Origin of the sequence: Sphingomonas sp. Leaf28 (assembly GCF_001421685.1) — a bacterium.
In the GTDB taxonomy this organism is placed as follows: domain Bacteria; phylum Pseudomonadota; class Alphaproteobacteria; order Sphingomonadales; family Sphingomonadaceae; genus Sphingomonas; species Sphingomonas aurantiaca.
Genome location: NZ_LMKX01000002.1, coordinates 17,774 through 28,675, shown reverse-complemented (window position 1 = coordinate 28,675; position 10,902 = coordinate 17,774). Strand labels below are relative to the sequence as shown.

Below are 10,902 nucleotides of genomic sequence, written 5' to 3'. Positions count from 1 at the left end.
CCGAACTCGGCCGTGAAACCCGACTGCGCCAATGGTACTATCGCTCAAGCGATGGAAGAGTAGGTCGTCGCCAGGCATTGAAGCCCGTGCAACATGCAAACACACGAATATCAAAACCCATTCACACGTCATCTACCCTCAGTCCCTAACCGGACCGTCGCGGGGTGGAGCAGCCCGGTAGCTCGTCAGGCTCATAACCTGAAGGTCACAGGTTCAAATCCTGTCCCCGCAACCATCTTGACTTGTCGAACCTCGGAAGCATCAGCTCCCGGGGATTTCTTTTGTCTGGCCGGCTGGCTGATCAGAAGCATCGCTGCGAGCTCACCGGTCATTTCCACCTGCAATGCCCCATCGACCGGTGTCAGCACGATGCGTTCGATAAGTCCGCGGATTACTTCCTGCGCCTCCGTGCGGCTGGCCTCGTTGGTGTAGGCAGACAACAGATTCTCGACCTTGTGCCGGTAGATCTGCGCGAGCCGCGTATGGAACATCACGGGTCCAGACGGTTCGGCACTAGCGCCCAGAATTTCCTCCAGCGCTACCTTGCGTTGACCCAAACGGTTCAGCTCCTCACGTACCAGCGATGCATCGACCCCCTTGACGATGGCGGCGGTCAGCCGCTCGATGCCCGAGATGATGCCTTTAAGTTCGTGGCGGAGTGAACCATGATCACGCTCGCGTTCGCGGGCGAGCCGATTGCTCTCGGCGACATATTCCTTGACGAACGCTTCGACCACGTCGGGCTGCAGCATGTCGTCCTTCAGCGCTGCCAGCACCTGCTCTTCGAGTTCGCCGATACGAATCGTCAGTTTGTTGGTGCAGCCGGCGTCGCCGTAGTTGGTGTTCGCGTGACAACCTGAACGGAGCTTGCCGACCTTGCCATAGTTCGACCCGCACACTCCGCACATAACCTTACCCGTAAGCAGGTACTTCGGGCGTTGCTTGGCCCAGAAGGGCGTCACATCGGAGCCGTGCGGACATGCAGTCTGCTTCTGGCGCGCCTTCACCTGTCCCCATAGCTCGTCGCTCACGATGCGCAGATGCAGGGCTTCGGCAGTCTTCTTCACTCCCTCGGCCGTCGCGAAGGCGTGTCGCTTGCCGGTTTCCGGATCCTTGCGGAACGTCTGACGCTGATGCTCGGGGCGACCGACATAAGCTTGGTTGTTGAGGACGCCGGTCCCTCGCTTCTTGTTGCCGTTGATTGTGGAGGCCGACCATTTGCCGCCCCGTGGGCCGGGTACGCCGCGACGGTAGAGGTCGGCTGCGATGGCCTTGGCAGAGCGGCCCATGGCATATTGTTCGTAGATCGACACGATGTGCGCTGCCTCGGACGCATTGACCTTGAGGTGCCCCGGGATGCGATCGCCGCGTGCATCGAGCTGAAAATCCAGTTCGTAGCCATATGCTCGCCCACCGGCATTGAGACCTTTCATGTGCCTATCGGCAAGCGCGTCGCGGGTCTTGCGCGACGTCGCCGAGATCTGCTCGGCGTTCATCGTCCCTTTCATGCCGACGTGCAGCCGCGTGATCTCCCCCTCCGCTACTGTCACCAGGCGGATACCGAGGAACTGCAACCGCTCGTAAACCTTGGCGGTATGTGATTGTCCACGCGATAAGCGGTCGAGTTCGTCCGCCAGCACGACATCGACTTCACGCCGTTCGCAGGCGGCCAGCAGCGCCTGAATGCCTGGACGGTTCAACGTTGCGCCAGAGATGGCCTCGTCGGCCCACGCACCGATCTCCTGCCAGCCGGCCTTGGCAAGATACGCCCGCATGTTGCCCTTCTGCACCGCGATGGTCTCTCGCTTTTGCATGTCGGTCGAATAACGGGCGTAGAGCGCAACTCTCATCACTACATCTCCGTGTCGGTGCGGCTGTGCTCGCCAAGATGAGTCCGGGCGAGGTCGCGCGCAAGCAGCCGTGCCAGCGCCAGTGCCGCCTTCTGGCGGGCAGGTTCGGCAGGGAGGAGCGGCGGAGTAAGGCGGGGATGGTGTGCCATCCAACAGCCCAAACGAAAAAAGCATCGATCAACCCACGCGAGTCGTGGCCGAAAACGCAGGACCAGCAGCCGAAATCGGCCGCCGGTCCGATAGCGTCACATGCCCATGCCGCCGTTCATGGCTCGCGTCGCCATCAGGCTCAACTTCGTCTTTGGTGGGGTCCACGTTGCACGGTCGAACAAGGCGCGGCCATCAGCATGCCGACGACCGAGGCGGATCAAATCCTCATCGCGGTAATCACGGCCATCACCGTCCACCCGGTACCGCGCGATAAGGCGGCCTCCCGATCCGCGGAGCGCGAGCGTTTCCGCTGTGGTCATCGCACCGTCGGCGTCGATCTGGGACGAGCGGAACCGCACTCGCTCGCCCGAATGCGCGACCTGTGGCTCGAACGCGGCAAGTTCCTTCGGCTCGAAACCGGCGCGGCCGTGAGCACCAAGATAGATTATTGGCGGCGCCGGTCGAGCATAATGGGTTCGGCATTTCTGCAGTGCCGACACGGCCTGTTTGAGCGCGGCGCTGATCAAGTCTTCGCGGGCCTGGCGCTCCAACCACCTCACCGGATCTGTCGCAGTACCGCCTTGCGGGTGCGCGAAGCCACGGTCCGCTGCGCGCTGTACGGCGAGACGGCTGATTGCAGCGATTTGGCCGTCGACCAACGAGTCGTTGAAGCGGTGCAGATCAAGATCGAGTTTGGTGCCACGATTTGCCGATACAGCGCGGCGCGCCGCATCGCGCACCTGATCGTGCAGCGCCTGCGGGCACAGCTGTGGCTCGTTGCGGGCGCTCAGGTGCGCGAGACCGACGTGTCCCAGCGCGTGCAACGCGCGCTCCTGGGTTACCATGAGGACTCGGACATCTCCGGCTGAGGCAGTGCGGTCGCATCCAACCGCCCAGTCGATGAGTATCATGCGCGCGCTGTCGACGACCGTCGCTGCGTGTTCCTCTCCAGCCGCCATGGCATCGAAGTGGCGGCCTGCCGCGCCTGCGAGGCCTTTGAGCTGCATGCGCCAGCCACGCTGGCTCACCGTATCGCAGATGTACTGGCTCGTCAGATTTGCAGCCTGCTCTTCCCAGCTGTTCGCGCGGCTTTTTGACGTCCTGAGCTTAGTCGGTCCAGCTGAGGTATGCCGGTGGACGTCAACTCTTCCAACAGCAACGGCTCAAGCACCCGTTCGAAGTTCTTCTGTGGGAAGAGACGCGTCGATGCATCGCGCTCTGCTGCATCAGCGCGCCGCCACCACTCGCCATCCGAGCAAGACGAGGGCGCGATGATGCGACCGACTGCCACATCAGCCATGCGCGCAGCAAGTGCGCGCTGGTCCGCGGAACCGCTGTCTGGCAGGCCTGCCACACCGGCCAGTTCCCGGTCGAGCCACGTATCGCCGTCGAACATCGCCTGCAGCAGTGCCGCCGACGCCACGGAGTTGCGAACATCGTAATTACGCGAATTGTAGGTCGTACCGCGTAGCAGGTGCGGCACACCTAGTGCGGTAGCTATCGTATGAGCGAGATGGGCGCTTTGCCCAGTGGCCGGCTGCTCCGGATCGTCGCGTATTTCCTCGATCGTCATGCACCACGATGCCAGCACCATCCGCGCGCCATCCAGCGTGCTCGCCGCATGTACAGCGCCGTCGTCGATCTGGCGCGCAATGCCGGCGGCAATTCGGCCCGTCAGCCAAGTCAATGCACGGGGCATCCTGAGCATCGTCGAAGGCGTTGCAGAAGTAGGCGTAGGCGATGCTTGCAGCCGTCTTCATCAGCTTCGCCGACGTCGTCGGCTCCTTTACGCCAGCGTTGTTATTGCCAATCGTATCCATCATTGTCTCCGTTCGTCCACGGCGCCTGACTCGGCATATGCTGACGATTGATTAAATGCGCCTGCCCGCCATTGATCAGCACGCCTTCAACATCGTCGAACCCGAGTCTCGCAGCACCAACAAAGGATCCAGTGCAAAAGGATCGAGGAACCTACGCACGTGAAACGCGCGCACGATACAGCGGCGGTGCGAGCGCTCGAAATTTGGAAGCGGAAAGGCCGTTTTTGGTGGAGAGCCGCTCGTCTGTTATCGAGCGGCTACCGTCGTAAACAGCCGTTCGTTCAGATGGTGGGGCAGCAGCCCGACCAACCACTTTTGGCATGAAAAGGCGTCACGCGATAACACCGCCGAGATAGAGTCCCACCCCGGCCAGCGACGTTGCCGCCAGCGTCGGCAGTGTGCCGGTCTTGAACCGCAGCACAGCGACGATCGCGGCGGCCGACAACAACAGCGCCCACAGATCAAGACTGGCGAACACCGGCGCATCAAAACGGAATGGTCCGGTCGCGATCGGCGCCACGCTGTGGAAGAGCGTTTGGATCGCGAACCAGAGGGCAAGGTTGAGGATGACGCCGACCACCGCCGCGGTAATCGCCGACAGCGCGCCCGTAACCGCCGTGTTGTTGCGCAGTCGCTCGATGAACGGCGCGCCGAGGAAGATCCACAAGAAGCACGGGACGAACGTCACCCAAGTCGCGAGCAGCCCGCCGAGCGTGGCGGCGAGCAGCGGAGGCAATGCACCGGGATCGCGGTAGGCGCCCAGAAAACCGACGAACTGGAGGACCATGATGAGCGGTCCCGGCGTCGTTTCCGCCATGCCGAGACCGTCGAGCATTTCCCGGGCGGCGAGCCAGTGGTGTGTTTCGACCGCCTGCTGCGCGACATAGGCAAGCACCGCGTAGGCACCGCCGAACGTCACCATCGCCATCTTTGAAAAAAAGATCGCGATCTGGCTGAATGTGTTTTCCGGCCCGAGCAACAGCACGAGGGCCGCGACGGGAGCGAGCCACAACGCCAGCCAGATCGCGGCATCGGCGATAGCGCGCCGGATCGTCGGGCGGGCGTGTGCCGGCAGCTCGTCGCCGAGCAGCGTATCTGCATCCGCGACGATCATGCCCTTGGCCGAACCATGCCCTCCACCGACCTGGAAGACCGGGTTTCCCGCACGTCCACCAAGCCAGCCGATCAGGCCGGCACCCAGGACGACGACTGGGAACGGAACGGAACGGAGAAAAAGAAGATCAGCACGAACGCGGTCGCCGCCAGCGCGCGCATGACATTATTCTTGAGCGCCCTGCCTCCGATCCGCGCGACCGCCTGAAGAACGATGGCGAGGACCGCCGCTTTCAAGCCGAAGAAGATCGCCGACACGATGCCGAGCCGGCCATAGAGGACGTAAATCCAGCTCAGCGCCATGATCGACAATAGGCCGGGCAGAATGAACAGACCGCCTGCCACGATCCCGCCGCGGGTACGATGCATCAGCCAACCGATATAGGTCGCGAGCTGCTGCGCTTCGGGGCCCGGCAGCAGCATGCAGTAGTTGAGGGCGTGCAGGAAACGATGCTCGCCGATCCACCGTTTCTCCTCGACCAGCACCTGGTGCATCATCGCGATCTGCCCGGCGGGTCCGCCGAACGACAGCGACGCGATGCGCAGCCAGACCCAGAAGGCCACGCCGAGCGTCACGGGGGCGGGCCGTTCGAGCGAAACGGAGCCCGCGGATTGCGAGGAGGTGGCCATTACACGCGCTCCTTCGATCGGGCAGGAACATGCGAGGTCCAGTTGTGCGTCTCGCCGGTTGCATCGCGGCACCATCGGTACAGCGCATCATAGATGAGCATCCCGGCGTCGAGTTGTTCGAGATCGTCGGCGTACATGCGCGACAGACCCAGTGACACCGCGAGCAGTCCCGCGGCTTCGGGCGCTGCTTCCAGGTGCCCGGTATCCGCTCCGCGCACGATCGTCGCCAGCCGGGTCAGAGTATCCGATCCGCCAAGGCCGAAAGCATCGACCATGACGTCGAACGTGCAACGATCACCCTCGTGAGTCCACCGCACGCCGTCGCCTTCGACGTCAAACGGTGTTGCACCCATCCGCTCGGCGACCGCCAGCACTTCGGGCGCAGCGACGAACAGGAACATGGCGGTGGGATCGACGAAGCGTCGGATCAGCCAGGGACAGGCAATGCGGTCGATCTTGGGGCGCGCGCGCGTAACCCACAGCGTTCGGCCCGCCGCGTCGCGCAGCGGCACCGCGGCTTGGTCGACGACAGGATGCCCGGCCTTGGCCCAGGCGCGTGAACCTCCCACGAGATAATCGGCATCGACCCCGGCCTGCCGCAACCAGGCAGCAGCGCCTTGACCCTTGGCGCCGCCATCCTCGCAGACGACAATGACGGACTGGCCGACGAACCCAACTGCCCAGTCCGGCATAGCGGCGACGGGCCGGCGTAGAACGCCGGGAATGGTATGCTGGACCGTATCCAGCCCCAAATCGATAACGACAGGGGCGCTCGGTGTTCCGACAATACGAACAAGCTTGTCCACGGTGATGGCATTTAGCGCAGGCATTGTGCGTCCTCAGGTCGATAGGGACGCGATACTCCAGCCTGTCGCCTCGTGGGGAGATCGCAGTCCCCATAACGCTAGAAGGCATCGAAGTACGCGCCATGTCAAGGCTGACACATCGCAGCCGGCAATTTCCGTTTCTCGATCGATTCCGGTAGGCGAGATGGCCCCGACCAGCGTTTTTGGTGGATCGATCTTCGACGATCTAACCGATCGCACTGCGGGTGTTGGCTTACGAGTTCGCCGAATTTCGAAGCGATCGGCCGATCAGGGAGAAGAATGCGCGGCTGGCGTCGCTGACCGCGACATCCCATTCGGGATGCCACTGGACGGCGATAACGTCGCCGCCGCAAGGCCGCGCGGAGAATGCCTCGATCAGGCCGTCGTCGGCCGCGATCGCTTCGACGTTCAGCCCGGTTCCTAGCCGATCGATGCCTTGGCGATGCACCGACGTCACCGTGACAGTTGACCGCAACATCGCCGTTTCGAGCAGCCCGCCGGTCTGCAAGGCGACATCGTGGACATGATCGAACAGCGTTTCATACGCCGTCGCGTCGCCGTTCTCGCGGTGGTGCCCCGCTTCGGCATCGGTCAGCGTACCACCGAACAGAACGTTCAGTTCCTGCAATCCGCGACAGATGCCGAAGACCGGTCGGCCCGCCTCGATCATCTGCGCGGCAAGATCGAACGCCACGGTATCGCGGTCGAGATCCAGCGTATCGGCTGCCACGTCGACCCCGCCGTAGCGGTCGCCAGCGACATTCGACCGCGATCCGGTGAGCAGCAGGCCATCGAGCCGAGTCGCCAGCGACCGGGCGTCCAGTGCGGCCGCAACCGCCGGTACCAGCAGCACGGTCGCGTTCGCATACTGCACCAGCGGATTGATGAATCGGGTCGCGACCGCCTGGATCGGACGATCGGCGACTTCGTTGCAGCACACCACGCCGATCACCGGGCGTGCAGGCTCCGCATCGCGACGGCTGGTATGACGACACGAGGGAAAGAAACGCGTCACGCGGTTCGCCCGCGCAGCGTCTCGTGCAATTGGGTGGCGGCGTCGCCTTTCAGGATCACCGCGGTCGGCTGCGCCACGACGCTGTCGGGTGGCACGTTCTCCAACAGCCAGACATTGCCGCCGATCGTCGCGCCGCGACCGATTGTCACGCGACCCAGGATGGTGGCCCCGGCATAGATCACCACATCGTCCTCGACGATCGGATGGCGGGCCAGTCGTTCGCGCACCGACATGTCCGTCACGCCGAGCGGGCTGCGCGCGCCAAGCGTCACATGCTGGTAGATTTGGACCCGGTCGCCGATGATCGCGGTCTCGCCGATCACGACGCCGGTGCCGTGGTCGATAAAGACGCCGCGCCCGATCGTGGCGCCGGGATGGATGTCGATGCCGGTGCGCGTGTTGGCGAGTTCGGACACGATCCGCGCAACGATCGGCGCGCCCAGATTGTAGAGCGCATGCGCGATGCGGTGATGGAGCATGGCGACGATACCGGGATAGCAGATGAGGATCTCGTCCGCGCTGCGTGCCGCGGGATCGCCGAGAAACGCGGCGCGGACATCGGCGTCGACCATCTCGCGGATGGGCCCGAGTTCGGCGACGAAGAGACGGACGATCATCGCCGGCTGGCTGGGGTCGAATGCGTGCGCCGACTCCTCCTGCCAATAGGCAAGTTCGCTCGCCACCTGTCGCTGCAGGATCGTCAGAGCGCGACGAAGTGCGGAAGCGACGAAGGCATCTTCCCCCGCGCCATCCCCGGCATAGCCACCTAGGCGACCGGGAAACAGCGCGACGACGAGGTCGCCGATCGCGCGCTCGACTTCGATGCGCGACGGGAAGTGCGCGACGCTGTGACGTCCGCCATCCTCGCGTCGCCAGGCGTTGCGCGCGGCGCGCAGGTCCGCGATGGCGTCGTCGAGATCGGACACTTGCTGATGTGACGCGGCGGTCATCGCAGGTACGGATAGCCGAAGCGGATCGCGGTGCGTTCCAGTGCGCGGATCGGGGGCAGCGCGTCAGCGTCTGCGATAACGATACCTGCCAGCCCTAGCATGGCGCGATCGTCCGCGAGGCGAGGGTCCGTCATGACCTGCTGCAAGGCCAGCCGCAGCGCCGCGATCGTCTCGATACTCGTGTCCGCCGACGTCACAAACGGCAGGGTTGGCGAGGCGGGGCTGCGCGCGACGATCTTGAGCGGGGCGGTCAGATCGGGTTCGTGACGTATCAGCGTGGCATAGGTGACCGTATCGATCGCGGCGATATCCGCGTCCGCTGCGGTGATTGCGGCGACACTGGCGCGGTGCGATCCGGTCTGCACCACGCTGGCGAAGAAGACATCCGTCTCGGCGATCGGCGCCAGCGTCGCGCGGAACAGGTTCATGCCGGTGTTCGACTGCGGATCGTTGATCGCGGCGCGGGTGTCGCGGTAGTCGACCAGTGATCTGTGTCCATCGTTCGCGCGCGCCACCAGCACGCTGGCGTGCGTTGCGGCGCTATTCGTCGACCCCGGCACGTCGTAGATCGGCAAGGCGATGACTTGCAGGGCAGGGCTATCGTCGGTGATCAGCGGATAGCCGCACGCCTGCCCGAACAGCAGCTTCGGGTCCCGCCAGAGATCATGGACGTGGCGCGTCCTGTCGAGGACACCGGGTACGCCGTCGACCCCGCGTGTTCGCAGGATACGGACGATCGCGGACCAGATTCGATCGTTCGCGCCCTGTTGCGCCGGGTGATCGTACATCCCGAGCGAAGCGACCAGTCGCGTCATGCGGAGCGTGCCCGGTGATCGGGATGAAGCATGTCGTCATGCGATCGAAACGCGAACCGGCTTAGGATCTCGCCATAGCCGCGATACACCGGCGCGCCTTGCGCCACGAACCTGTCCCGGTGGTCACGGTGATAGGACGGCAGGCGATACCAGGCGAGCCGTGGACGTTCGTGGTGGGCGGCATGAAGATTATTGTTGAGATACAGCAATGCGAACAGGCCGCCGCGTTCGACGATGGCGGCGCGTCCGGGGCTCGCCAGGTCGGCGCGATGCTCGGCATAGGAACGCAGCATCGTCAGCGCGGTGCCTGGATAGACGAAGGCCAGCAGATAGGTGGCGAGGTTCAGTCCGACATGATCCAGCCACCACAACACCGCGGCTACGCCGATCAGATGCGGTGTCCAGTCTCGCGCGACGCCAGCCGGGCTGCGGACGGCACGTCGCGCCTCGGCGATAAGGAATCGGCCGATCGACAGGGCCGGGCCGAAGATCATCTGGCCGATCAGGGTCGACTGCAGCGAGGCGCCGCGGGCGCCGTGTCGGGATAGACGGTAGCGTGATTCAGGATCGTGTCGGGGATCGGTGATCACCTTGGCGCCATGATGCGCGAGATGGCTTCGGCGATACAACCGATACGGCAGCCATAGCGACAGGGGGGCAAATCCGATCGCCCCGTCGATCCAGGCGACCCCGGTCGGATGGCCATGGATCGTCTCGTGTTGCAACGATCCCTGCCAGGCGACCAGCCATCCGCCGAGGATGATCAGCACGGGAAGCGGAACCTGCGCGTGAAACGCGGTAAGCGCGATCCAGCCGGCGTAGATCAGGACGGCGATGGCGAGCGTGAGCCACTCGATGACGGGCATCCTCGCGACCAGATTTCGCATATCCACCTCCTTTGCTGTCGCCAACATCCCCTTAATCAGTGGGAATTGAAAGCAAGCAAAGGTGCGCCGCTCGGATAGGTTTGCTTCGTCACGGCGACGTCCGACAGGGCCTCACATCGCCAGACGTTCGGCCGGTCTCACTTGACGGCTGCCGTCCAGCTAGGCGTCTCCGATCGCCTGGATGATGCGATACGCGGCGCCCACATCGCGCTCGACCACGCCGGACGTGAAGCGTTCGATGATGGCGCGCAGGCGATTGGTCGGCGCCGTCGCCGCGCTCAGGAGCGGGCCATCGATGAGGCGACTGCCCCACTCCACGCCCAGACGCTGCGCCTCGTCGTCGGCGCCGACGACGATCGACGGGAAGGGCAGGCCGATCTTCGGCGCCGCAAAATGACCGTGATGCGAGCCTGCGCTTTCGGGGGCGACCAACAGGGCGCCGGCGACGTTCGCGGTATACGCTTTCGGCGACAGTCGCGCCCACCATGCGGCGGCCGCGCAGGCACTCCCTTGTGCCAGGAGCATGACCGCACGATCGGACGCCGATACGGCGGCATCGATCCGCGCGGCCAGCGCCGTTCGCTCGGCAGCGGTACGACTGTGAACAGCGATATGCTGCGCATCGCCAAACCGCGGAAACTCCCGGATCCGCCCGAATATGGAGACGGCCTTGTCGGGGACGAGTGCGATGAGCGTCAGCCGACGGCTATCCAGGACAGCAACAGACACAATCCGGTCTCCCTTTCCGTGAACGCGCAAGCTGCCTTCTTCCGGTCAGCGGCGCAATGTAGCTTCTCGGATGCGCGCCAGACCGTTCTATCCTGGGCCTCGGCTGAGATCAGACG

The 10,902-nt window shown here is 64.1% G+C and carries 11 protein-coding genes, 1 tRNA gene and 2 pseudogenes; 3 read left to right on the top strand and 11 right to left on the bottom strand.

What is annotated here, in order from left to right; translation table 11 throughout:
• Positions 1 to 158: 158 nt before the first annotated feature.
• The 3 genes from ASE79_RS06310 to ASE79_RS21585 all read left to right on the top strand — a co-directional run bounded on the left by ASE79_RS06310 (position 159) and on the right by ASE79_RS21585 (position 860).
• Positions 159 to 235, top strand: a tRNA-Met gene (locus tag ASE79_RS06310).
• 46 nt (positions 236 to 281) lie between these two features.
• Positions 282 to 662, top strand: coding sequence for a hypothetical protein (locus ASE79_RS21590; protein ID WP_082445130.1), 381 nt, complete (start codon positions 282 to 284; stop codon positions 660 to 662).
• Positions 663 to 665: 3 nt separating this feature from the next.
• Complete coding sequence (locus ASE79_RS21585) at positions 666 to 860, top strand: hypothetical protein (protein WP_056413561.1); 195 nt, start codon at positions 666 to 668, stop codon at positions 858 to 860.
• On the opposite strand, the pseudogene ASE79_RS22030 reads toward ASE79_RS21585, so the two are convergent.
• The 11 genes and pseudogenes from ASE79_RS22030 to ASE79_RS06250 all read right to left on the bottom strand — a co-directional run.
• Positions 819 to 1,814: pseudogene (locus ASE79_RS22030) on the bottom strand (recombinase family protein); the annotation flags it as partial. The gene ASE79_RS21585 and the pseudogene ASE79_RS22030 overlap by 42 nt on opposite strands.
• A gap of 38 nt (positions 1,815 to 1,852) precedes the next feature.
• A complete protein-coding gene (locus ASE79_RS20800) occupies positions 1,853 to 1,999 on the bottom strand; it encodes a hypothetical protein (protein ID WP_156359562.1) in 147 nt (48 codons plus the stop codon).
• 96 nt (positions 2,000 to 2,095) lie between these two features.
• Entirely contained in the window at positions 2,096 to 3,007 is a 912-nt protein-coding gene (locus ASE79_RS20795; RefSeq protein ID WP_156359561.1) for a hypothetical protein, read from the bottom strand.
• Between the two features lie 44 nt (positions 3,008 to 3,051).
• Positions 3,052 to 3,699, bottom strand: a complete 648-nt coding sequence (locus ASE79_RS06285) for a hypothetical protein (protein WP_156359560.1) — start codon at positions 3,697 to 3,699, stop codon at positions 3,052 to 3,054.
• A gap of 452 nt (positions 3,700 to 4,151) precedes the next feature.
• Positions 4,152 to 5,563, bottom strand: a pseudogene (gene chrA / locus ASE79_RS06280) (chromate efflux transporter).
• Positions 5,563 to 6,393, bottom strand: coding sequence for a chromate resistance protein ChrB domain-containing protein (locus ASE79_RS06275; protein ID WP_056413547.1), 831 nt, complete (start codon positions 6,391 to 6,393; stop codon positions 5,563 to 5,565). The pseudogene chrA and the gene ASE79_RS06275 overlap by 1 nt, the downstream one beginning before the upstream one ends.
• Before the next feature lie 229 nt (positions 6,394 to 6,622).
• Positions 6,623 to 7,405, bottom strand: coding sequence for a gamma-glutamyl-gamma-aminobutyrate hydrolase family protein (locus ASE79_RS06270; protein WP_235516777.1), 783 nt, complete (start codon positions 7,403 to 7,405; stop codon positions 6,623 to 6,625).
• Complete coding sequence (gene epsC, locus ASE79_RS06265; RefSeq protein WP_056413544.1) at positions 7,402 to 8,355, bottom strand: serine O-acetyltransferase EpsC; 954 nt, start codon at positions 8,353 to 8,355, stop codon at positions 7,402 to 7,404. The genes ASE79_RS06270 and epsC overlap by 4 nt, the downstream gene beginning before the upstream one ends.
• Positions 8,352 to 9,170, bottom strand: a complete 819-nt coding sequence (locus ASE79_RS06260) for a phosphate/phosphite/phosphonate ABC transporter substrate-binding protein (RefSeq protein ID WP_056413541.1) — start codon at positions 9,168 to 9,170, stop codon at positions 8,352 to 8,354. The genes epsC and ASE79_RS06260 overlap by 4 nt, the downstream gene beginning before the upstream one ends.
• Complete coding sequence (locus tag ASE79_RS06255; RefSeq protein ID WP_156359559.1) at positions 9,167 to 10,057, bottom strand: fatty acid desaturase; 891 nt, start codon at positions 10,055 to 10,057, stop codon at positions 9,167 to 9,169. The genes ASE79_RS06260 and ASE79_RS06255 overlap by 4 nt, the downstream gene beginning before the upstream one ends.
• A gap of 159 nt (positions 10,058 to 10,216) precedes the next feature.
• On the bottom strand, positions 10,217 to 10,816 hold the full coding sequence (locus tag ASE79_RS06250; RefSeq protein WP_082445129.1) for an alpha/beta hydrolase: 600 nt from the start codon (positions 10,814 to 10,816) through the stop codon (positions 10,217 to 10,219).
• Between the last annotated feature and the right edge of the window lie 86 nt (positions 10,817 to 10,902).

Coding starts and splice junctions, on each gene's coding strand:
- ASE79_RS21585 (WP_056413561.1), top strand. CDS start 666: ATGATCACGCTCGCGTTCGCGGGCGAGCCGATTGCTCTCGGCGACATA.
- ASE79_RS20795 (WP_156359561.1), bottom strand. CDS start 3,007: ATGCAGCTCAAAGGCCTCGCAGGCGCGGCAGGCCGCCACTTCGATGCC.
- epsC (WP_056413544.1), bottom strand. CDS start 8,355: ATGACCGCCGCGTCACATCAGCAAGTGTCCGATCTCGACGACGCCATC.
- ASE79_RS06260 (WP_056413541.1), bottom strand. CDS start 9,170: ATGACGCGACTGGTCGCTTCGCTCGGGATGTACGATCACCCGGCGCAA.
- ASE79_RS06275 (WP_056413547.1), bottom strand. CDS start 6,393: ATGCCTGCGCTAAATGCCATCACCGTGGACAAGCTTGTTCGTATTGTC.
- ASE79_RS20800 (WP_156359562.1), bottom strand. CDS start 1,999: ATGGCACACCATCCCCGCCTTACTCCGCCGCTCCTCCCTGCCGAACCT.
- ASE79_RS06255 (WP_156359559.1), bottom strand. CDS start 10,057: ATGCGAAATCTGGTCGCGAGGATGCCCGTCATCGAGTGGCTCACGCTC.
- ASE79_RS06285 (WP_156359560.1), bottom strand. CDS start 3,699: ATGCCCCGTGCATTGACTTGGCTGACGGGCCGAATTGCCGCCGGCATT.